This window comes from Butyrivibrio sp. AE2032 (assembly GCF_000702965.1).
On record NZ_JNLF01000005.1, the window covers coordinates 1518692 to 1541552 of the forward strand.

24 protein-coding genes are annotated in these 22861 nt (G+C 47.5%); 8 read left to right on the plus strand and 16 right to left on the minus strand.

Annotated features, from left to right (window positions below; genetic code table 11):
• Positions 1–3: 3 nt before the first annotated feature.
• The 3 genes from BO18_RS24395 to BO18_RS24405 are packed head-to-tail and all read right to left on the minus strand — an operon-like array spanning position 4 to position 2252.
• Positions 4–1026: an aldo/keto reductase gene (locus tag BO18_RS24395; RefSeq protein ID WP_081861236.1), complete on the minus strand. Its 1023-nt coding sequence runs from the start codon at positions 1024–1026 to the stop codon at positions 4–6.
• Complete coding sequence (locus tag BO18_RS24400) at positions 1023–2012, minus strand: alpha/beta hydrolase (protein WP_034450283.1); 990 nt, start codon at positions 2010–2012, stop codon at positions 1023–1025. Before BO18_RS24400 ends, BO18_RS24395 begins: the two co-directional genes overlap by 4 nt.
• Before the next feature lie 21 nt (positions 2013–2033).
• Complete coding sequence (locus BO18_RS24405; protein ID WP_034450284.1) at positions 2034–2252, minus strand: hypothetical protein; 219 nt, start codon at positions 2250–2252, stop codon at positions 2034–2036.
• A 128-nt stretch (positions 2253–2380) separates the two neighbouring features.
• On the opposite strand from BO18_RS24405, the gene BO18_RS24410 reads away from it, so the two are divergent.
• Entirely contained in the window at positions 2381–3253 is an 873-nt protein-coding gene (locus tag BO18_RS24410; protein ID WP_034450285.1) for a LysR family transcriptional regulator, read from the plus strand.
• Positions 3254–3435: 182 nt separating this feature from the next.
• On the opposite strand, the gene BO18_RS24415 is transcribed toward BO18_RS24410, so the two are convergent.
• The gene (locus BO18_RS24415; RefSeq protein WP_034450286.1) at positions 3436–3984 is read right to left on the minus strand and encodes a TetR/AcrR family transcriptional regulator; all 549 of its coding nucleotides are present in this window, start codon (positions 3982–3984) and stop codon (positions 3436–3438) included.
• A 124-nt stretch (positions 3985–4108) separates the two neighbouring features.
• Here BO18_RS24415 and BO18_RS24420 point away from each other — a divergent pair, with 124 nt between their 5' ends.
• On the plus strand, positions 4109–4975 hold the full coding sequence (locus BO18_RS24420) for a DMT family transporter (protein WP_034450287.1): 867 nt from the start codon (positions 4109–4111) through the stop codon (positions 4973–4975).
• 3 nt (positions 4976–4978) lie between these two features.
• Positions 4979–5572 (plus strand): class I SAM-dependent methyltransferase, encoded by a 594-nt coding sequence (locus BO18_RS24425; protein ID WP_034450288.1) that lies wholly within the window; start codon positions 4979–4981, stop codon positions 5570–5572.
• A 103-nt stretch (positions 5573–5675) separates the two neighbouring features.
• Here BO18_RS24425 and BO18_RS24430 read toward each other — a convergent pair whose 3' ends face one another.
• From BO18_RS24430 to BO18_RS24450, 5 genes are all read right to left on the minus strand, one after another.
• Complete coding sequence (locus BO18_RS24430) at positions 5676–6839, minus strand: alpha/beta fold hydrolase (RefSeq protein WP_034450289.1); 1164 nt, start codon at positions 6837–6839, stop codon at positions 5676–5678.
• Between the two features lie 32 nt (positions 6840–6871).
• Positions 6872–7801: an alpha/beta fold hydrolase gene (locus BO18_RS24435; protein ID WP_081861237.1), complete on the minus strand. Its 930-nt coding sequence runs from the start codon at positions 7799–7801 to the stop codon at positions 6872–6874.
• Between the two features lie 55 nt (positions 7802–7856).
• A complete protein-coding gene (locus BO18_RS24440; protein ID WP_009984887.1) occupies positions 7857–8399 on the minus strand; it encodes a GNAT family N-acetyltransferase in 543 nt (180 codons plus the stop codon).
• A 41-nt stretch (positions 8400–8440) separates the two neighbouring features.
• Positions 8441–8971, minus strand: coding sequence for a GNAT family N-acetyltransferase (locus BO18_RS24445; RefSeq protein WP_330379678.1), 531 nt, complete (start codon positions 8969–8971; stop codon positions 8441–8443).
• A 368-nt stretch (positions 8972–9339) separates the two neighbouring features.
• A complete protein-coding gene (locus tag BO18_RS24450; RefSeq protein ID WP_034450292.1) occupies positions 9340–10758 on the minus strand; it encodes an AAA family ATPase in 1419 nt (472 codons plus the stop codon).
• 474 nt (positions 10759–11232) lie between these two features.
• On the opposite strand from BO18_RS24450, the gene BO18_RS24455 reads away from it, so the two are divergent.
• The 5 genes from BO18_RS24455 (at position 11233) to BO18_RS24475 (ending at position 15703) form a co-directional block, all read left to right on the plus strand.
• Complete coding sequence (locus BO18_RS24455) at positions 11233–11694, plus strand: low molecular weight protein-tyrosine-phosphatase (protein ID WP_034450293.1); 462 nt, start codon at positions 11233–11235, stop codon at positions 11692–11694.
• A gap of 172 nt (positions 11695–11866) precedes the next feature.
• Entirely contained in the window at positions 11867–12703 is an 837-nt protein-coding gene (locus BO18_RS24460; RefSeq protein WP_034450294.1) for a hypothetical protein, read from the plus strand.
• Positions 12704–12712: 9 nt separating this feature from the next.
• Entirely contained in the window at positions 12713–13681 is a 969-nt protein-coding gene (locus tag BO18_RS24465; RefSeq protein WP_051689122.1) for a DUF1294 domain-containing protein, read from the plus strand.
• Between the two features lie 121 nt (positions 13682–13802).
• The gene (locus BO18_RS33475) at positions 13803–15149 is read left to right on the plus strand and encodes a carboxylesterase/lipase family protein (RefSeq protein WP_051689123.1); all 1347 of its coding nucleotides are present in this window, start codon (positions 13803–13805) and stop codon (positions 15147–15149) included.
• Positions 15150–15292: 143 nt separating this feature from the next.
• The gene (locus BO18_RS24475) at positions 15293–15703 is read left to right on the plus strand and encodes an RrF2 family transcriptional regulator (RefSeq protein WP_034450295.1); all 411 of its coding nucleotides are present in this window, start codon (positions 15293–15295) and stop codon (positions 15701–15703) included.
• A gap of 14 nt (positions 15704–15717) precedes the next feature.
• Here the strand turns inward: BO18_RS24475 and BO18_RS24480 are convergent, their stop codons facing one another.
• The 7 genes from BO18_RS24480 to BO18_RS24510 are packed head-to-tail and all read right to left on the minus strand — an operon-like array spanning position 15718 to position 22522.
• Positions 15718–17058 carry an esterase/lipase family protein gene (locus tag BO18_RS24480; protein ID WP_034450296.1) on the minus strand — a complete coding sequence of 447 codons (1341 nt, stop codon included), beginning with the start codon at positions 17056–17058 and terminating at the stop codon, positions 15718–15720.
• Between the two features lie 21 nt (positions 17059–17079).
• Complete coding sequence (locus BO18_RS24485) at positions 17080–18168, minus strand: tetratricopeptide repeat protein (protein WP_034450297.1); 1089 nt, start codon at positions 18166–18168, stop codon at positions 17080–17082.
• Positions 18169–18171: 3 nt separating this feature from the next.
• The gene (locus BO18_RS24490) at positions 18172–19125 is read right to left on the minus strand and encodes a vWA domain-containing protein (protein WP_034450298.1); all 954 of its coding nucleotides are present in this window, start codon (positions 19123–19125) and stop codon (positions 18172–18174) included.
• A 4-nt stretch (positions 19126–19129) separates the two neighbouring features.
• Positions 19130–20164 carry a vWA domain-containing protein gene (locus BO18_RS24495; RefSeq protein ID WP_051689124.1) on the minus strand — a complete coding sequence of 345 codons (1035 nt, stop codon included), beginning with the start codon at positions 20162–20164 and terminating at the stop codon, positions 19130–19132.
• Entirely contained in the window at positions 20155–20643 is a 489-nt protein-coding gene (locus tag BO18_RS24500) for a hypothetical protein (RefSeq protein ID WP_034450299.1), read from the minus strand. Before BO18_RS24500 ends, BO18_RS24495 begins: the two co-directional genes overlap by 10 nt.
• A 5-nt stretch (positions 20644–20648) precedes the next feature.
• A complete protein-coding gene (locus BO18_RS24505; protein ID WP_034450300.1) occupies positions 20649–21530 on the minus strand; it encodes a DUF58 domain-containing protein in 882 nt (293 codons plus the stop codon).
• Complete coding sequence (locus BO18_RS24510; protein WP_051689125.1) at positions 21527–22522, minus strand: AAA family ATPase; 996 nt, start codon at positions 22520–22522, stop codon at positions 21527–21529. Before BO18_RS24510 ends, BO18_RS24505 begins: the two co-directional genes overlap by 4 nt.
• Positions 22523–22861 lie beyond the last annotated feature (339 nt).

Here is a 22861-nt window from a genome sequence, read left to right on the forward strand (position 1 = left end):
CCGTTAATACCAGTCGTGCTTTTCGTTCCGGTCGAGAGCATTTATCCTTGCCATCTCTTCATCCGAAAGTTCAAAGCCGAACAGATCGATATTCTCCTTTATGTGATCCGGATTGCTCGAACCCGGAATCACAACTATTCCTCTTTGCAGATCCCACCGCAGGATCACCTGTGCCGAAGACACTCCGTGTGCCTCTGCGATCGAGCTGATCGTCCCGTCATTGAGGAGTTCTGAAGTATGACCTCTTCCTCCGAGAGGATACCAGCACTGGACAACGATTCCTTTTTCCTGAATGAACGGGACCACATCCTGTTCCTGATAGTAAGGATGTATCTCGTTTTGTACAAGCGCCGGAGTTATGGATACCTTGGGAAGAAAATCCGTAAGTTCCTTCACATACCAGTTTGAAAGTCCCAAAGAGCGGATCTTTCCCTGCGCAACATACTTTTCCATCGCTTTGTAGGCATCTATATCTCCTGCTCCCGGATGGTGGAGGAGCATCATGTCTATATATCCTATATCAAGCTTTTCAAGCGCCGTATCTATCGCTTTTTCCGGTTCGTTAAACTGGCTTGGATATATCTTGGTGATGACGAATATCTCTTCACGCGGAATGTTATACTCTTCCATCGCCTGTCTGACGCCTTCACCTACCGCGTCCTCATTGCCGTACATATATGCCGTATCGATCAGTCTTCCGCCGTTCCTGAGAAGTGCTTTTACGGAATTGACACAGGTATCGTGATCGAGCGAATATGTGCCGAGTCCCATTATAGGCATGTCATATCCGCTGTTGAGTCTGACCTGTTTGTTTACCATGTCAAAGGCTCCGGCTTTGGCTTCAATGCTCTGTTCTGTTGTTGCTTTCGTCTGCTCACTCATGGTTGTATCCTCAGAAGACGCACTTGTCTCCGTTGTCTGCACAGCCGAAGTAACTGACTCAGCGCTCTGCTGCGTGCTGCATGATGCTGCCGCCAACACGACTGATGCCAATACAAGAAGTGCAAAGATTCTTCTTATTCTCATAGATATTTCCTCATGAATTCTTCGATATGATCGAAAGGAATAACATCAAGATTGTCGTACAGATCCGTATGAACTGCGCCGGGAATTATCATGAGTTCCTTGTTATCTTTATACTTGCTGTCCTTTGTCATATTCGCATATGCATCCTTTGAGAAATAGCAGGAATGAGCTTTCTCTCCGTGAATGATCAGGACTGCATTTCTTATCTCATTCGAGTACTTAAGGATCGGCTGATTCATAAAAGACTCACAGCCTGTAACATTCCATCCTTCGTTGGAATTAAGGGACCTCGCATGATATGCCCTTCCCTTGTAGTACTCACTGTAATCCTTCACGAAGAACGGAGCATCTTCCGGAACCGGAAGTGGCAGGCATCCTCCTGCGCGCTTATAAGTACCGTTCTTTAAGTCTTCAAGGCGCTGTGCAGCCATTGCTTTCTTTTTCTCATAGCGCTGCTCCTCAGAGTCCTCAGAATCGAAATATCCGTTGGCATTAACTCTGGTCATGTCATACATGGTCGAAGCAACCGTAGCTTTAATGCGCGGATCTAATGCAGCCGTATTAAGTGCCATGCCGCCCCAGCCGCAGATGCCGATGATACCGATCCTGTCAGGATCGACTTTCTCATTGAGAGAAAGGAAATCTACTGCAGCCATGAAATCTTCTGTATTGATGTCGGGAGATGCCATATATCGGGGCTCACCGCTGCTCTCTCCGGTATAAGAAGGATCAAATGCGATCGTAATAAAGCCTCTCTCTGCCATGGTCTGGGCATAAAGGCCTGAGCACTGCTCCTTGACCGCACCAAAAGGTCCGCTTACCGCGATCGCAGGAAGTCTTCCTTCTGCTCCCTTCGGCACATATATATCTGCAGCCAATGTTATTCCATAACGGTTCACAAAGGTTACTTTGCTGTGATCAACCTTCCCGCTCTTTGGAAATGTCTTATCCCACTCTGTTACAAGTCTCAGATCTTCTGCTTTCATCGTTATAAACCTCCGTGGCTTTTATACTGTTTCCTTCTCTGCTTTCCGGATCAGATAATCCATCCGGTCAACTTTCCTCTGGCTCTCATGCATCTCATCGATCAGGCCGCACCGGCATTTCTTAAGATATCTGATAAGTTCCGCATTCTGACCCATGTCATAGAGCTTTCTTGCCGTTCTTTTCTGTTCATCGGTCAAGCCTATTTCAGACAGACTGTCGATCATCATTTTCAAGTCCATAACCGGATCTCCGCTAAAACTGTTTTTGTCCTTACAAGATCAGTATAAAGGGTTGCTATGAAGTGCGCTAATGAATAAAATGAATATCGTGATATGCCATATTGGAATATCACAGAAAGGGGTGCCCGATGGAGATAAAGAACCTTCGTTACTTTCTTGCAGTCGCGAGAGAAGAGAACATGTCACACGCTGCAGAGCTCATGCATGTGACGCAGCCGACCTTATCAAAGGCGCTTAAAGCTCTTGAAGATGAACTGGGCAAAAAGCTCTTTACCCGTCACAGCTTCTCCATCAAGCTGACTGATGAAGGCATGCTGCTCCGCGACCGTGCCGAAGACCTTGTCGCAATGGCAGATAAGATCGAGCAGGAATTCATCTCCCTTGATGACATTACAGGCGGCGATATTTATTTCGGGCTTGGAGAATCGTATCAGATAGCCCTGCTTGCACGCGAGATAAAGAAGCTAAAAGACAGATACCCGTCCTTTACCTACCACATAACAAGCGGTGATACGGAGCAGGTAACCGAGAAGCTGGACAAAGGCATACTCGATTTCGGTGTGATATGCGAGCTTCCCAATAAGGAAAAGTATGAATATCTCCCGTTCCCGGCATCGGACCGTTGGGGTGCGGTCATGTTAAAGAGCCACCCTTTGGCAAAGAAAAAGAATATAAAGGTCTCAGACCTTATCGGCCAGCCGCTCTTCTGCTCAGAACAAAGCTGGAATATCGAGATACCTGAATGGGCCGGCGAACGCTTCTCTGAGCTTCATCTGGAAGGCTCATTCCGCCTTTCTTATAATGCTTCCATGTTTGCGAAAGAAGGTCTGGGAATCCTTCTTACATTCGAACACCTGATAAACTGTTCCGAAGAAAGCGACCTTGTATTCCGTCCGCTGTCTCCGAAGCAGGAAACAAAGCTGTATCTGATCTGGAACAAATACCAGACATTTACGCCTATAGCCGAGAAATTCCTTGCACAGGTAAAGGAGTCGTTCTAGTTAATTCCCTTATTTCAACACTGTCAGCCGTTCCCGGATGACAAAAGAGACCTCTTGGCTTTCAGCATTTCTTCAAATTCGTTTATCATGTCATTAAGGAATGTGTTAGTGTGTATAGAACTGTTGATTTTGCAGTCACCTTATCTCTTTGTCGGTTTTATTCAAGGTTACCTCTTCTAAGATCATTTCCTGATCAGACATTTCAGATATGAATCAATAATCTCGCCGGGACTTTGTGTAAGTCCGTTCCCGATCCACCATTTGACTGTGTTGATAAAACTTCCTATGACAAACTGCTTCCTGAAATCAGCAGACACATCTATATCAATATGAGAGATCATGTCGCCAAATGCATCTTCAAGATACCTCGAAAAGTAGCGCGTAAAGAGCTTTTCCGACTCTCCGTACATGATCGAACTGATGTTGTCTTCATGATCTTTGATGTGCCAGAGGATGTGCTCCAGCAATGCCTTCATTTCCTCATGGTTGGCCGAGAAATCGTGGCTCTTCTCAGGCATGAGCGACTCGGAAAATACATGCGAGAACATCTCGTCACACATCTGCTCGAGGAGCTGGTCTTTCGTCTCGAAATGAGAATAGAAAGTGCTCCTTCCGATATTGGCTTCATCGATGATCTCCTGCACCGTTATATCTTCAAAACGCCGCTTTCTCAGCAGCTTTGTAAGCGCATCGTATATCGCCGTCCTGGTCTTCTGCTGTCTTCTGTCCATCTTCTTTTACCGTACATTTTTGCCGAAATGTTCAATAACTGACATATCGAAAAGTTTGATTATTGTTTGCTCATACAGCTGATTATACCATTTTACTGAACACAGTGTTCAGAAAGTGACGGATATGAATAACAGTAAAGCGATCAGATACGCAATATACGCGGCGTTGCTCTATGCGGTAAGCACTCCTTTCTCCAAACTCCTCATGGAGAAGATCCCTCCGGTCTTCATGGCGGGCCTGCTCTATCTCGGAGCCACGGCCGGCATGTGCATAGTTACTTTCCTGTCCCGTGGCAGGAGCAAAGAGAACTCATCTTTTATCCACAGCGACCTGCCCTATCTCATTCTGATGGTCGTGCTGGACATCGCGGCCCCGATCCTCCTGATGACGGCTCTGAAGAACTCTTCGCCCGAATCTGTATCCCTTCTTAACAACTTCGAGATAGTCGCCACATCCCTGATCGCGCTGCTCATCTTCAAGGAGAAGATATCGCCCCGGTTATGGATCGCGATCGTACTGATAACCGCCGCAAGCATCCTGCTCTCCTTAAGCGACATCACTTCGTTCTCCGTATCGGTCTATTCGCTCCTGGCCCTGCTCGCCTGCTGCTGTTGGGGACTCGAGAACAACTGCACAAGGAAACTCTCGAACAGGGACCCGGCAAGGATAGTGATAATAAAAGGGTTTGGCTCAGGGACGGGTTCTGTCATCGTGGCACTGATATCGGGAGAACGTCTCACGCTCACGCCTTATATACTGCTGGCGCTGCTCCTGGGCTTTGTCGCTTACGGTCTCAGCATCTACACATACGTCTATGCACAGCGCTACATAGGAGCCGCCAAGACATCGGCATTCTATGCCCTGGCACCGTTCATGGGAGCGCTCATTTCGCTTGCGCTGTTCCCGAAGATACCGGCACTGCTGTTCATCATCTCATTCGTGATAATGGCACTGGGCGCATTTCTGGCTATTGAAAAAGAAAGGACTTAAAACATGGAAAAGAGAGATTTCAAATTCGACAAGAGAGCTGACAAATACGACGATCATTTTGAAGGCAGGATGTCACGCAGGTTCTATGAGCTGCTCTACAAATACATCGGCCTGAAAAAAGGCGACAGGGTCCTTGATGTGGGCTGCGGAACAGGCACGATCCTAAAAACATTCAGTGAGTTCGAGAACATAGAAGGACACGGAATTGACGTCGAGCCTCAGATGCTTTCTGTTGCGCGCAGCAAATGTCCTGACATGGATATCAGAGAATGCTCCTGCGAAGACACACCTTACGGGGATTCTTATTTTGACACTTTAACCGCATGCATGGCATATCATCATTTCCCTGATAAAGATGCTTTTGCGAAGGAAGCTTTGCGCCTCCTGAAACCGAACGGCAGATTATACATAGCAGATCCCGCCTTTCCTCATCCGGTAAGAAAAGTACTTAATCTTATGTGCCGTAACATCAACGGCGAATTCTTTTCATCGCAAGAGATGAGATCAAGATTTGAAAAGCAGGGCTTCCGTTATATCGGCGTGCAAAAGGACAGATATGCACAGCTTGTTATTTTCGAAAAGCCATGCTCCAACTGAAAAGATCACCCAATGCATCTTCTGTCGCTACGGGCTGCCAATTCATTTGCAAGATTTTATCCTTGGTGCATTATATTCGTGATTTTATTACCCCGACTGTATCTCAATTTTCTAAAACCTCTTCATGTATAAATGCTACCAACTCATCTGAGTGATATATCGCATTTCCATGCCCTCCTGCAGTATATCCAATACCTTTATCCGGAGCATTAATACTTTCTAAATACATCTGCGCCATATCAGGATCACAGGTCAGATCATCTTCCGAAAGAAAGAAGTATACAGGGCACTGATACTCGGTTCTGCCGAGAATATCATTGTCCTCTCCGGGCATATTTGTCTCCATTATTAATCCGTTATAGACATCATCAGCATCATAAGAGTAAACCCGGTAAGATTCCCAAAGCGAATAGTAAGGGCAGAAAAGAATTGCTACAACAAGATTCACATCACATTCTCGAACAGGATCCGATAGCCCATGATCCTTCATATATTTCTGAACTTCATCAATATGTGCTCTATAAAGCTGAAAAAAAAGATTTTTAGATCTGTCGGAAACATCAGTCTCACCTACGTAAGACTCTGCCATATATTGTCTGAGTTCATCCAAATCGATCTGATCGGCAAGTTCCCTTTCTTCCTGTGTCAGGAAATCCGCTTCTTTCAGGCACTGCGCCATTCTTATCCAAACAGACATACTGTACGCGACAGAATCTTTATAATAACCCACGGTCTGATTAAGTCCGATATAACACTCCACTTTCTCCGGATGATTATAAGCAAAATCTATCCCATAAAATGATCCCCAGGAAATACCCATTACCGTAAGCTTATCTTTTCCCAGATAATCGAGAATATAATCCGTGATTACATCAATGTCTGACCGCATGAGATCAAGCGTAATCTCGGTATCATCGCCAGGATTCCTCAGGCATGTCCTTCCACTGCTTCGCTGATCCCAATTTACTATCGTATAATCATCAGCCAGCTTATTCAGGATCGCATAATCAGCATAACTTGTAGAATACCCGGGGCCACCATGCAAATATAAAAGAACAGGATTGTTAATATCTTTCCCGTATATGCTGATCCACATCTCCTGACCATTCACTTCCACATATTGAGTCTCATTGATCCCGCCTTTGGGAGTAATGTGGTTGATTCCTTTACCGATATAAACAACAGCGAGAAACAGGATTATCAGCGATAAAACTATAACAACAATCCACTTTATGATCTTTATAACAGAATTCAGTATTCTTTTCATATTTCTTGATTTTCTTTACCAATAGGCTCCACTCAAAAAGAATTATAACAGGCCATGTTTTCCTTAATGAATTCAACGTTTTCTTTCAAGATCGTCGCTGTTTCAGGAGCCTGTGTTCCTGTGGTTGCAAAAGCATGGAAAGCGCCTTTCATCTGTATCATCTTTACCTTGATTCCATTTTCCTGAAGTTTTCTGTATAGCCAGATAGAGTCTGCAAAAAGGGTTTCGTTATAATCGCAAGTAATAAAGGTCGGCGGAAAATCATTATAATCGCCGTACATAGGAGATATGTAAGGATCCATTGCATTGTTACCGGCAACATATATATCGTTGAGAGGCTTGAGGCATCCTTCTTTAACCGTAAAATCGTCTATCTCATGTTCACTTCGTTCAAGAGATCCGGTGAAGTCAACGAACGGACTATGGACTATTACCGATGAGACCTTGTCTTTCATCTTCAATGCTACTGCAATACAAAGATTTGCCCCTGCGCTTTCGCCTACAAGAGCAATCTTGGAGTCGGGATAAAGTCTTCTTATCTCATTTATGACTGAGCAACAATTATTAAATCCGGCAGGAAACGGATGCTCCGGAGCCAGATCGTAATCGACAGAAAACACACGGAGGCCGCTCGTGACAGCCAACATGGAACTGTATCCACGGGATGACGATGCACTTCCTGATACAAATCCTCCACCGTGTATATAACAGATCACATTATTTCCGGTCATTTCTTTGGGCAACGCTACTTCATAACGGCACCCATCTCCTCTATATTTCTTAAAACTTACGCCTTTGGCTTTGGGCATGAATTTATAGCCGAAATTAGAGATAAGCCGAACCATACGCCAGTTCACATTACCCATATTCTCGTCAAAACTCATACCCTTCGTCATTCTCTTGACGACTTGTATATTCTTTTGAATCTCTTTACTAGTTGCTTCTCTGATATCTACACTCATATAAGGATCATTACGTTTAACTGTCTATATAATGCTCATCCCAACAAACTGGAAGTTATCTGACAGACTGCCATTCCTCTTTGGAAAGGCATGTTATGTGTTCCGTTCGGAGAACGCCCTCTATGGCACAGGGCACATTATAGGCCGTATGATGATAATGAAAACCGCACTTTTCCTGAACACGCTTTGACTTTTCATTCCCATCAAAGTAACCACACCATATTTTATTAAGTTTCAGGTTTTCAAAACCGTAGCGCATCAATTCCCTGACTGCTTCCGGTATCAGCCCTCGTCCCCAATACGGAACTCCGATCCAGTAGCCGATTTCACCTTCTGAATCAGGAAGGCCAATATTGCTGGCTTTCCCAAGCATAAGTCCAATGCTGCCAACAGGTTGGCCTGATTCTTTTAATACTACAGCATAGGTCTCCGGCGCTGAAAGAACCCTCCGGATTATTTCACGGCTATTCTCTACACTTGTATGAACCGCCCATCCTGCGATTGGTCCCACATCAGGATGACTTGCATATTTAAATAAATTCTCCGCATCGCTTTCTTCCCACGGTCGGAGGATCAATCTTTTCGTTTCAAGTATCATGGCATACCTCTCTTACCAACGGCATCTCTGCAAACTGGAATCTACAGTGCTAATTCCATCAGCCAGCAATCTACTTTTTCTCCCTGAAACATTTCATGTTTTGGAAGTGATTTAATGATTTTAAACCCGGCTTTCTCGTATGCCCTTATAGCCCTTTTATTATCTTGGTGCGGGTCAAGAAGAACTCGTTCCGCAGCCATATTTTCTTTCAGATGAGAAGCCATCATTTTCAAAAAAGACGAGCCTATTCCCTTACTCCAGTATTTCGGCTCACCTATAAACTGATCCATAGCAAACACTATATGTCCATCGTCAGGATAGTCATATTCATCGAACAATTCACCACTCAATTGATAGGCCTGTGCATATCCGATGGGGGATTTCTTATACTCGATGATCATTCTGAATCCATCTGGAATTTCTTCCAAAAAATGTGCAGACAAAGTATCCATCGTAAACCTGACGTCACGACCTTCGTAATACTCCAGCACTCTCTTATCTGTCAACCATTTAAACATGAGTGGAAGATCTGTTTCCGTAAAATCTCGGATTGTTATTTCATCTTTTTCTATTTTCACGTAATCTTCCCCGCAAACTGCGATTTATCTTAGTCAATTATGCTGATAATTATCTGTACTAATCAATTATATCAAAACCAATGTCTTCACAGTCCGATATGGTATATTCTATGTGTTCTGCATGAACAATCCGTAAAGAAAGAAATCTACGAATGATAAAAGATTTATTTATTTGTCACGGCACTGTACTGCCGAAAACCTGAAAATCACTTAATTCATTGCATTTGCGGAGTAAAGTTAGCACATTTATACCGACTTTATACCGACTGGTATTTCCCATATACCGGATTGGCGAAAACCAAAAACAAGCCCGATACAGCATTTCCGTAACTAAGCTCTCGGACATCTGTCTCGTAAAACAATCAATTAAACAAATCATCCAAAGTTAAAGTGCGGGAAATATGTTCTGTGTGCGCAATACCATCTATGCCTTCTGCACATATCATTACTAATTTCAATGCTTTTCGGGAATTTGTTTCCTCGCGATATGTATCCATCTTTTTCAGAAGATCTCTTTCATAAGACTCACTAATACTAAATGGAGTATCCGTGTATTTGTTCTCGCATATGTCGATAATGCCGTCATCGCGTTCAATAATAATATCTATCTGTGATTTCTTGTTTTGGCTCACCCATGCATACTCGTTTGTTTTTACTCCGGAAATACCCAAGGCGTTTTTTATACTATCGATATGGTACATGCATAAGATTTCAAATGCATGTCCTCTCCAGTTCATGTACCTTCCGGTATCGTTTTTAAAATCTTCAAACTTTATGTTTTCAGAAAAACCTTTAGATAAGAAATAATAATGAAACAGCAAAAACGGATCTACGAGCTGAAGTCTCAACGGATGTCCTTTTGTGTATGTATCCACGCTCTCATGAACATATCCGCATTTAACTAAATCGTCAACAGCTCTTGAAAATGTTCCTTGAGAAATATTCAAACTCTCAAAGCATTCCTGTTTTAGCATTCCATAATAATGTGCTGACAGGCACTCCATTATTTCATTATAAGCTGGTGACTTCTTCAAGGTTGCCTCTAATAGTTTCTTAGACTCATTACGAAGTAATGCATGCGATCTCAGAATAAGCATATCAATATTCCAGGTCAAACTCTCATTTGGATTAAGAAGGTCAAAAAAGTACGGCAATCCTCCAAACACCATTTGGCTCTCAACAATCTGCCTTCTTGACCAACCAAAGCCTTTATCAATCATGAACAGTTCTGTTTCTCTTAATGTAAACGGTCTAAGAAACATCTGGCATGTAACCCTGTCATACAGACTTCCTGTATCTTCCAGAACATTCTTAATAATCCATGATGTTGCGCTTCCACATATTATGAACATGTAGTTTCTGGATACAGTTCCACATCTGTTCCAAAACTCTCCAAAGGCTTCCAAAAAATCCGACCTTGCAGTCGCAAACCACGGAAACTCATCTAAGAAAACTATTTTTTTCCCGTGTATAGAAAGCCTTATGTTGTCAGATTCCAATACTTTCTCAAGTCTTGAGAATGCTTCAAACCAATTTTGGGGAATCCGCTTTGTCGGGTCTCCAGCCTCTATCAATCTCTGATGAAAGGATTTTAACTGGGTACGAGTATTACCACTCTCAACACCTGTAGCGCGAAACGCAAAATAATTGGCAAATGTTTGCTCGATAAGAAATGTCTTACCGACACGCCGTCTTCCATATACACAAATCAACTCTGATTTCTGAGATCGTTCACAGCGTTCCAACTCCCGAATATCATCTTTTCTTCCAATAATAGCCATTCTCTGATATCTCCTTAACGCAAAAGCAACTCCAATCAAACAAATTATAGTTCAAAAACCAAATAAAATCAATTTTTGCCTTATATTTGGAGAAAATTTGCTATATATGTGTTTTTTCTCCAAATAATTGCCGCTTTGTGAATTTGCCTAAACACAAGATGAACGAACGCGTAAAAGTCCAGTTAACGTTACCATTTTTATCAAAAACGCAAAAATGGTAATGTTAACCCGCATTTATCGTTTTGCGTTTTATTGGGATTATCCTGCAGAACTATCGTCGATGACCCAGCATTCATCAACGTTGCGTTACATGAAACTTATTAGTTCTGCGCTTTCAAAGAAAATTTCAGAAAAGCACTGCCGGCAGACATTTTCGTCGCCCCTGCTCTCCATTATCTGCTCCCCAAAATAACGAACCAGATATGATATATTTTATGTGTTCTGCAGAAACTATTTAATAGAAAGAAACCAAAAATGATAAAAGTACTATTCGTATGTCACGGCAACATCTGCCGGTCCGTAATGTGTGAGTTCATGATGCGAGACATGCTCGAAAAGAAGGGCCTTTCGGACCGCGTGAGCGTGGCTTCAGCCGCGACTTCAAGGGAGGAACTCGGGAACGACATGTATCCGCCCGCAAAGAGGCAGCTCGACAAGATGCACGTGCCCTACACACGCCACAGCGCAAGGCAGATACGCCCCTCCGACTACGACGAATTCGACTACATCATCTGCATGGAGCAGTACAACATAAGAAACCTCAGAAGGATCATCCCGGACGACCCCGACGGCAAATTCCATCTGCTGCTGGATTATACTTCCGACCCGAGGGACATTTCGGACCCCTGGTATACGGACAATTTCCAGAGAGCCTACGACGACATTAAGGAAGGATGCGAGGGCTTCATAGCCTATCTTCTGGCAGAAGTACTGTGATGAGCCGGCCGGGCTGTCATTTCGAAGTCATTTCGAAGCTTCCTTGAAATCGGCAGCATCTGTGCTAATTATAATGCAGTGCTTTATAATCTTATTTACGGATGACGGCACTCCTTATCGGAAACTCAGAAATCACGGCAAATGCTTCGGCTTTTGAAAAGGGACGGATGACATGGCAAAAAAGAAAAACTACAAATACGTGATGACCGGTGAAGAGTTGGAGGTTCTGATGGCCGAATGGGGCGAGAGAACGACCTCTATCAAGCAAAGGCTCTTGAAAGAACTGAAAAAAGCCTCAAAAAAGAATCCCCGTGAAGGCGACGAAGAATTCGACAAACTCTCCGCCGAACAAGCGGAAAACGAGAAGCGCATCAAAGAACTCGAAGACCTCATAAAGAATGCCCACGTGGTAGACATTCCGGATGACGAGGAACTCTCAAAGACGGATAATCCGCACAAGAAGGCCCTTGCGGAAGACATCGATCTGGATGAGAAGGACGAGAAGGCTCTCTACATCCGCCAGATCGGCAGGCTGATACTCCAGGTCGCCGCAAAAAAATCCCCGATCAAAGGCTTCGTTTCGTATGCGGATTACGAACCCGAACCGGAGGAGAAAAACCCCATCCTCATCCCTTACAAAGACAGGCCGTACTATTGGGCTTACCGTGAGATGAAGTGTTATTTCGACAAACCCAAGCACGTCAGTCTGGTGGGACTCGATGAATTGTCGTTCAACTCGAATTTCCACGCGTCTATATTCCACATCGACGACGAGAAAAAACCCGTCATCCTTCGCAAATACTGGAAAGACTCCAATTCGATCATGTTCAGGATAATAACGAATTACCACGAGCTGAACGTGGAACATCCGGAGATCCTCGGGTTTCTCGAGAGAAACGGTGTCGCGGAATACGAACTCGCATTGGCAAAACGCTCGAAGAATCCGGATGCTTCCGGAAAGCTCCACAACTACGAGCCTCTTTTCCCCTACAAACTTCCTGGAGAATAATACCGGCACATGTTACTCGTCTACTACCTCATCGCAGTCAATCTCACCGCATTCATCCTCTACGGCTATGACAAATCCATGGCCAGGATGGACCGCCGCCGCATACCCGAAAAGACACTCCTGTTCTGGGCATGGATAGGCGGCTCGATCGGTGCCTTCCTCGGCATGAGGCTTTTCCACCACAAGACATTAAAGCCGAAGTTCGCCATCCCCGTTCCGATCCTCACGGCGCTCGAGATCGCGATAATCATCTTCTCGCTTATCGGCAACTACCACCTTACTGTCACGGAATATGAGGCTTCATTAGGTCTCGAAAACGACATCACCGTGATCCAGATATCAGACCTGCATAACCAGATCTTCGGGATCAACGAGTCGGCTCTCCTGAGCAAGATCAAGAAGCAGAACCCCGACATGATCGTCATTACGGGCGACATCGTTGACAAGACGCATCCCTCTTACAGCATCGCGCTCTCTTTCGTAAAAGGCGCCGTAAAGATCTGCCCCGTCTACTATGTCACGGGCAATCACGAGGCCTGGATGAAGGGGGCTAAACTCGATTCCTTCTTCGATGACATGCGCGATCTGGGCGTCATCTTCCTCGACGATACTTATATCGAGACTGATGAATACATACTGGCCGGCATCGGTGATGCTTCGCTCAATTCCTTCAATGCGTATGCGCCTTTCGATGACAGCAAGCCCGTAATAATGCTCGCGCACGAACCGCAGTACCATGATCTCTATCAGAGCCTTGGCGCCGATCTCGTCCTTACCGGTCACTATCACGGCGGACAGATTATCATCCCGAACGTCGGAGGACTTGTCTCGCCCGAATTCGAGATACTTCCGAAGCTTTACGAAGGCATTCATGACTTTGACGGAATGAAGCTCGTCTTAAGCCGAGGCCTGGGCAACAGCGTGCTGCCCGTGAGGATCAACAACTATCCGGAGATCGTTGTCGTAAAGGTGAGCTGAGGTCCGACCCTCATGAATGTGAACTGACACACAGACCTTGCTATTTGTACGAAACTCAAACATTATTTTTTCGCTAACAGTCTGATTGCACCCCTTACTTTTAGCGTGTTAAAATTCTTTTATGAATTATTCGAGGACAGTCACAACTGAATACGGACTGGTCAGGGGCATCGTAAAAGACGGGTGCGAGGAATATCTCGGAATACCGTTCGCGAAGCCCCCTGTGGGTGATCTTGCGTTCAAGCATCCGGTACCGCCCGAACCCTGGGAAGGGTTCTTAGACGCCGTGAGGGGCCCTGTAAGCCCTGTCCAGGGCAAGGGCAGATCCACGATAGAGGTGGACAGCAAGGACTGCCTCTACCTTAATGTTTTCGTGCCCGAAGGAATAGAGAATAACGCTCCCGTAATGGTATGGTTCTACGGCGGCTCGTATGCCAACGGCGGGTGCGGAAGAGTGAGCGACGACAGCGACGAGCTGGTCTACGACCTGGCCAAGTTCGCAAGAGAGACGAAGACCGTCGTCGTATCCTTCAACTACAGGCTGAATCTCGAGGGATTCCTCAATCTGAATTTCCTGGACAAGAATTTCGATAAGAGCAACGGACTTTACGACCAGATGGCTGCGCTCAAATTCGTAAGGAACAACATAAACAGGTTCAGGGGCGACGCCGACAACGTTACGGTTTTCGGGCAGTCGGCAGGCGCGGCATGCATTATCGCGCTGCTCGGAATGCCTGAGGCAAAGCTCCTTTTTGACAAGGCGATACTGCAGTCGCCGTGCGTCGTGTCGTTCTGGACGGAGCAGCAGAGCGAGCGCCTGACTTACAAGTACCTGAAATACATCGGCATCAAGCCTGAAGAGCTGGGTAAACTCAAGGACATGGACATCGAGAGCATCCATGCGGCAAACCGCGAACTGAGAGAACTCGTGTTCCGTGAAGGCAACTCAAACTGCGCCTTCTCACCTGTCATAGACGGCACGGTGATAAAAGGGCGCCCGGCAGACCTTGCAAAGCAGTCGAACAAGCCGATCCTGATCGGCACATGCAGTCAGGAAGGCGATGCCTTCATCTGCAACATTCCGACGGTGGCTCTTCCTCTGGCGGCTTACTGGTTCAAGTTCAAGTTCGTACCCGGAAAGAACTCTCGCCGCCGCATGTCCGACGACTTTACCAAGACGTTCTACACCGACCCTTCGCGTGAGATCGCGAGGGAGATAAAGGGACCCTCATGGGTTTACGAATACCAGTACATGACGCCCGACATCGAGAAGAGGGGCGCCGGGTGCTATCACGCGAGCGAACTCCCTGTGCTGTTCGGCAAGTCTACTCCGTATGCCAATGTCGACGATCCGATCTCCAGATGCGTGGGCGAGAAGATGCGCGACCTGTGGAGTGAATTTGCACACACCGGAAAGCTCCCCTGGAAGCAGTTCAAGGACGGCGAAGAGATAAAACCTCTCAAGTAACACTGTTAAAGTGCCTGTTTTACTGCGTTCCCGAACAACATACAAATCTTTTGCATAACTTTTTGATTTGCCCTTTATTTCCCCTTTTACCTTCTACTATAATAGGTTTGTATTTTTTGACTTTCTTCACGGAGGAGAGATAAATGGTCGTATCAACAAAGGGACGCTACGCGCTTCGCGTAATGATCGATATAGCAAAGTACGGAACGGATTCTTATGTCACGCTCAGCGGCATCGCAGAGCGCCAGGGGCTTTCCGAGAAATACCTCGAATCGATAATCAAGATGCTCGTGCAGAACGGCCTGGTCAAGGGACTCCGCGGAAAGAACGGCGGCTATAAGCTCGCTAAGGACGCCAATGAGATCACGGCATGGGACATCATCTCTGTCACAGAGAACGACTTCTACGTCGTCGCATGCATGAATCCTGACGGTCCAAAGTGCGACCGCATCAACACATGCGTTACGCTTCCGATGTGGAAGGAATTCAGCGAAGAGATGGAAGCCTTCTTCAAGAAATACACGATCGCGGATCTGGCGGCAAAAGAAGCGTGAGTCCGGCGGTTATCTCAGAGTCCTCTCTCCTTAAGACCCTGAACGACGCCTACGTAGAATTCGCGGACGTCGAAGCCGTCGATGTTCTCGCGGTTAAGGTCGATCATGTCGGCGTGAGAGATGCCGCGGAGGCCCTTGTTCGTGAGGAAGTGGTATTCCTGACCCCACTGGAATGAGTCTTCTCCGACAAGACCATCGTTGAAGCCGTCGAAATATTTAACGAAATAGTAGCTCATGTTGAGCGGGAACCTGCCGCTCGTGGCGTGATTCAGCTTGGAACCGAAGCTCTGAGTGTAGATGCCGTCGAACTGAGACTGCATCGGAGCCATCTCGGCATTGAGCCTTGCGACGCCGTCCTTGGTGAGGTCCGTGACAGCCTTAACGAAGTCCGGATTCGTGTCGCCTAAAGCTTTCGCGCCCTTGTTATATGCGGCGGAGACCGTATTCTTCAGCTTGTCGGGCGCCTTGTTCATTAGATACTCGGCAAATTCGCAGCCCCTGTGCGGCGTGTTGACCGTGGTAAGCGATGCGACATAAGGAGCCATGCCAAGCATCGAAATGCAGTATCTCGAGTCCAAACCGCCCTTGCTGTGGGCAATAATGTTGACCTTGGGAGCGCCTGTCTCCTGCAGCACCTGAACGATCGCTTTCTTTATCTGGAGAGCGCATGTCCTGACGTCGCCTGCGGATTCCTGACCGCCGTAATAGATGGTCGCGCCGTTCTTTATGAGCTCTTCGGGAACTCTGCCCCAGTAGTTAAGGTGCTCCGAATCCCTGAAGAAAACGCCGTGCACCATGAGGATCGGATATCTGGTCTTGCAGACCTGAAGATCCTTTCTGGCCTCATCGCGCCAGTAGCGCTCGCTCTCTTCGCGGATCTCCCTTGTCGCCACCTTGACGATCCAGGAAAGAACGAAGAGATTTGCGACGGGGATCATGCCGCAGAAGATTCCGATGAGCCTCTTGCTGATGCCGATCTGCTTCGAAGTCAGGTAGACGAGTATTATTCCCGTCCAAAAATATGCGTTCAGAAGCCCTATGGTCACACAGGCATAGACGATGATGGGCGTCCAGCCGATCTTTTCGTTGAAGATGAGCGCTACTATGAATACCGGTACGACGACCAGGAGCGTCAGCGGGAATACGGACAGTATCATGTTGCCGTAAGAGCAGGTCTTGAGCCTTCCGCCGGCAACGCCCGAAGCGTACAGTCCGGGGAATACAAAGGCCAGTATGGCGAGCACGGCCGTGAGTGCGATGAACCAGTAGCTTATCTCATAGAGAAAAGGGCTCAGGCATGCAGCCGTGATGAATATGCCGTCAAAAACCTTTATCGCAGGTCTTTCCTTATACATAGGCGTATCCTCTGGAAAAAATTACCAGGTTGCCGAATTGCCGCGGCCGCCTCTTCCGCCCTCGTCACCGCCATCGGAGTAACGTTCTCTGTTGCCTCTGTCCTGGATGTCCCTGATCTTGTCTTCAGGAGACTTTGTAGGCGTAGGTGTAGCGCGGCCGTCTCCGCCGCCGGGTGTAGGTGTAGGCGTACCTGTTCCTTCTCCGCCGGGAGTAGGCGTAGGTGTACCCGTTCCTTCACCGCCGGGAGTAGGCGTAGGTGTACCCGTTCCTTCTCCGCCGGGTGTGGGTGTGGGCGTGCCTGTTCCCTCTCCGCCCGGTGTGGGTGTGGGCGTGGGTGTTCCTTCTCCGCCGGGTGTTGGCGTAGGAGAGCCCGGACCGCCGGGAGTAGGCGTAGGTGTGGGTGTCGCGCCGCCCGGAGTAGGTGTGGGCGTTGCCGTTCCGCCGCCGGGTGTAGGCGTGGGTGTCGGAGTCGACGTGCCGCCTTCAGGTGTGGGCGTAGGTGTCGGAGTCTCTGTGGCATCAGCGTCCGGCTTTGACGTCGGAGTAGGTGTTGCCGTAGGATCGTCAGGATTGGGAGTTGGCGTGGGAGTATCTGTCGGCGTGGGCGTCGGCGGATTCTCATACTGATTCTTCAGATCCTCAATGAACTGATTGATCTCGTTATAGAGCTTCTGGGCTGCATAGTAGTGACCGTCGTTGTTCTCGGTAGCGCATCCGTTCTCTGAGAGGATGCTCTTTGCGGTCTCGCAGATCTCAATGATCTCCTCGTAGTTGTCTTCATCGATCTCGTCGACATCGATAGGCGTAACGTGGGAAAGCGCGTAATTGACCCTGACCTTGCAGTCGTAGGGATCAGAAGGTCTCAGGTTCAGAGCCATCTGATATTCCTGCTTGGCCTTCTCGTAATCTCCGAGCTTGTAGCAGATGTTACCCTTGTTGAAGTGGTTGATATAAGGCTGCGTGAAGCCCAGGAATCCGAAATCGTTCTGCTGGTATACGCCCTCGCCGTAATTCTCGATGAGCTTCCTGTTGCTTACATAGTTGAGAACAAGGATGCCCAGGAATGCGGCTGTAAGGATCCAGACTGCTATAGCTATCTTCTTTACCATGCGTCAGGCCCTCCTCTTCACGCTTATGAACTCATAAGCAACAAGTGCTGCGAGCGGGATGACAAACCAATAGTAAACATCGGCATATCCGTACTCCGTTGTCTCTTGTTCCTTAGTGTCGAGAAGATCTATTACCTCATCAAGGACCGGATCGATGTCGGACTGATCGTCCATATGGATGTAATCGACACCGAGATCCTTTGCGAGCTGCTTCAAGTTATCCTCATCGATGCAGGAGATGGCAGGCTCGTAAGGGAAGCTTCTCTTATCCTCGACAAGAACTGTCTCTTCGTGGAGTTCGTCCCAGTAATGCATCTTGCCGCCGTCTTCGGTGCCGTAGCCCATTACCGCGCCGGCCTCTATGCCGCCCGATACCTTGACGAAGGATTCGAGTTCGTGGTTGTCGGTATTTTCGCCGTCAGAGATGAAAAATACGACTACGTGTCCGTCTCCGAGCATGTTCGCGTCCATGATCATCTTGCCGAGAAGGTCTTTCGAGACATTGAGATTCGTACCCGTGGCATGATAATCCGGAAGCGGATAGATGCTGTCGATGCAGGACCTGATGTAGTATGTGTCATCGGTAAAAGGCGCGATGAGGTTGACGTCGTTGTTGAAGTCGATCAGGCAGAACCTCGATCCTGCCAGACGCTCGGTGATGTACTCGACATCGGCCTTAACGCCGTCCATACGCGGACTGTCACCGTTGTAGTCCTCAGCCATCATGCTGAGCGTATCGTCGATGACGATGATGCAGTAGCAGTTGAGTTTCTGTCTTACGACCGTGATCTCGTTCGAAACGTACTGAGGTCTTAAGTTGATCGCGAAAAGAAGGAGCACTATCAGCACCTGTCTGACATAAGGCATGATGCCCCTGCGCTTGATCGCCAGGAGACCTATACAGATTATGACCATTAACCAGATGGGAATTATAGGTTCAAAATGCAAATTTTCCATCTGATCACACTTTCAATATAAACGCCAGCAGGAGCGTTAAGCAGAGCGAAAGGAGGAGATACTTGAAAGGAACCTCCGGCGTCTCGTACTCGATGATCTCATACTGCGTATCGTCTAATGTTGCCATCTGCTGTCTTATCTCGGCGACGATGTTCTCGACGATGTCGTCATCCTCGCCGTAATAGAATGTTCCGCCTGTGTCTTCAACGACTTCCTTCATCATGGCGCGGTCGGCTGAAGCCATCTTCTCGGTGCCGATGCCGTATACGATGATGTCCCTGTCCTGGCACATCTGTCCAGCTTCGGGGAGGGTGATGATCTCCGTACCGTAAAGTTCGTTGTCGGTTGAGAAGATGATTACTCTCGAACGGTCGGGCTTGTCCTCCACGTCGTAGAAGTCCAATGCTGCCGCAGCAAGGCCGTCACCTATGATGGACGAACCTCTCTCGGCATTGTCGACGAGCGTGCCGTTGCTGATGAAAGCCTCTGATTCAAGGAGCTTGTCGGAATAGATAAGCTTTCCGTTCGTGAAATCGAGTCTCATCTGAAGGCCGACCTTCACCTTTTCAAGTATTTCGATGATGTACTGGTAGTCATTTGTAAGAGGACACAGAAGGACCGGTGATGTGTTGAAGATAACGATGCCGAAACGCTCGCCGTTGAGCTCAAGAACCAGGTCTTCGAGCTTGTCAATGAGCGTTGCGTTCAGATGGTCAACGGTCGTACTGATGTCCATGCAGAGGATGATGTCCCTGTTATAGTTCGCGAGCTGCCTGGACTCGGTCTTGTAAGGTCTTGCCATAAGGAAGCCCGAGAGCAGGATGTCCGCGATTATGAGCACGATAAGGACATACTTGAGGATCGTGTACCAGACGATCCTCGTCTTGTACATTGCTTCTTTCTTAAGATAGTCAGGCAGATATGCCTTCTTGCCGCCCCTGTATTTCTTACCGAAACGGATGTTGATGAATGCGAGGATGACAAACACCGCCGCAACACCGGCACATATATACAGAGCCATGGGATTCTTCAGTTCCATTCAGACACCAATCTCCTTGATTTTTCGAGTGACGCCCTTACGTCGCCTTCGGATATCTGGTCGAATTCCGGCTGGTAGTACTCGCCTACGAGCTTGGCGAGATCACCGAAATCCGTCCTGCTGATCTCGAAAAGCGTAAACTTGTCGACTTCCGTACCGGTCGCCTTGTATACAAATTCTCTTACAACGCGGCTCATGTCCTCATAAGCCGGCCTGATCTTTGTCGTATCCTGGTTGAACCTGGCTTCTATGCCGTCCAGAAGCGCAAGGTACTCAGCCTTGAGCTTGGGCATGTCAGGCTTGACAAAGACGGGCTTCTCCTCGATAACTTCCTTTTCCTTCCTCTTTATATCCTTAAGAACGCTGTAAAGGAACATCATGAGAACAGTCACCGTGAGCGCGGCAAGAACAGCCCCCGTGATTATTATCGGAAGCTGAGAGAAATCAAATAATCTCCTTAATTCTATCGTCGTTTCCATATTCCTTAATTTACGACCTTGTTCTTCTCCAAAAGTTCCGCGATCCTGCCGTCGACTCTTACCTCCGAATCGACCGTGATCGTGGGAATGCCGTGCCTGTTGAGCTTGGTCTCGGCAGTCTTCTCCATATCCTGGACTATCTTCTTCTGCTTCTTCTGGATCGACTTGTTCGTCGAAATGAACGGGGGAAGATATCCGGTGCCCTCGACATTGTAGACCTTCTTGCCGAAGATATCAGTGTCGCTTACCCTGATGAGCAGTACATCGTGGACCATAGTTATCTGGTTCAGGAGGCTGTCCGAGAGACTGCAGATGCCCTCAAGATCCGTCACGATGACGATGATCATCCTCCTGTTGATGTAGTTCATCATGTATTTGAGTATGCCGTTCAGATCGGACTTGTTGTCCGGCTTCAGGCATTTCGCATAGCCTTCCAAAAGGAACTCGAGATTGAGGAATCCTGTCTTGAAAGGCGAACGCTCCATCTTTTCATTATTGTAATAAAGACCGCTTACATAGTCGCCATTGTCCGTGACCATGTATGCCAGGGTGCCGCCTGCCATGAGCGCAACATCGCCCTTGACCTCTCCGGCCTTCGTCTCGGCAAGCATTCTCCTGTTGGTATCCATTACGAGCATGATGTTGTGCTTCTTCTCGGCAATGTACTGCCTGATGAGCACCTTCTGGCTCCTGGACGTGGCCTTCCAGTCGATATCCTTGATATCGTCGCCGGGCACGTATTCACGGAGCTCGTCGAAATTCATACTCCTTCCCTTATAGATGGAGTTGTATGAACCGTCGAGCACCCTGCTCGTAGCCTTGTCCGTAGCTATCATCTTATAACGCTTGAGCCCGAACTTGATCCTTGATACGTAATCTAGATTCATGGAGTAACGATCGCACCTACGATAGCATCAACGATTGTCTCTTCCTTGATTCCGTCGGCGATTGCCGCGAAATTGAGCATGATCCTGTGACGCATGACCTCATGTCTCATGGCCTTGACGTCATCAGGTGTTACATAAGCCCTGCCCTGGATGAGGGCAACAGCCTTGGAAACTTCCATGAACGCGATGGCTGCACGTGTGGAAGAACCCATTGCGATATAGTTTGCGAGGTTGGGTGAGATGTATCTCGCCGGATCACGCGTTGCCTGAACAATGTCAACGATATACTTCTTGATCGCAGGTGAGATATAGACCTTCTTGCAGAGATCCTGCAGGAACTCGATGTCCTCGATGGTAACGACGGCCTTTGCAGCGGTGAATACATCGCCCTCGATCCTGTTCAGGATCTCGACTTCCTCGTTGACATTGGGGTATGTGATGACTTCCTTCAAAAGGAATCTGTCCTGCTGAGCCTCGGAAAGCTCATATGTACCTTCCTGCTCGATAGGGTTCTGCGTTGCGATAACGATGAATACGGGCGGGAGCTTGTATGTCTGGCCGCCGATACTTACGGATCTCTCCTGCATCGCCTCGAGCATGGCGCTCTGTGTCTTCGCACTGGAACGGTTGATCTCGTCGAGGAGAAGGAAGTTTGCGTATACAGGTCCGATCTTCGTCTCGAACGTGTTGTTCGTCATGTTAAACGTCTGCGTACCGATAATGTCGGAAGGCAGAAGGTCAGGAGTACACTGAACTCTCGAGAAGGAACCGCCGACAGCTTCGGTCATGACCTTTGCAGCCGTCGTCTTCGCAAGACCCGGAACCGATTCGAGCAGGATGTGACCGTTCGCGATCATGGAGACCAGGAGCGATACGCCCAGCTGCGACTGTCCTACGATCTTGGAATTGTAGTAAGTCCTGATGTTGTTGATGATCGAATTGGCTCTAGCCAGCTCATCAACATTGATGTTCATTACGAGTTGTTCAGCCATAAAAACCTCTCATTTCTCCGCGTTTAGTGCTGTTTACACACTTGTACACGCTACCATAAAAATATTTTGACTTGCCTATTATACTATCAAGAACGCAAATTGTTTAAGAAAATTGTAAGAATGATGTATTTTTGCAACGTCTTTCCTGCAATTTGTCCCCCTAAACCGCTTTGCTTACCCTGTTTTCCGGGCCGTCACACCAATAATACAGATATGACAGACATTATGTTGCACCCCCCTTCAAGGACTTGGAGGATGAGCACTTTGCGGTCATTATCAGGCTGCCGCGGGCAGACCCGGTGCAACATTTTACTACTTTTACCTGTATTTAGGATACAA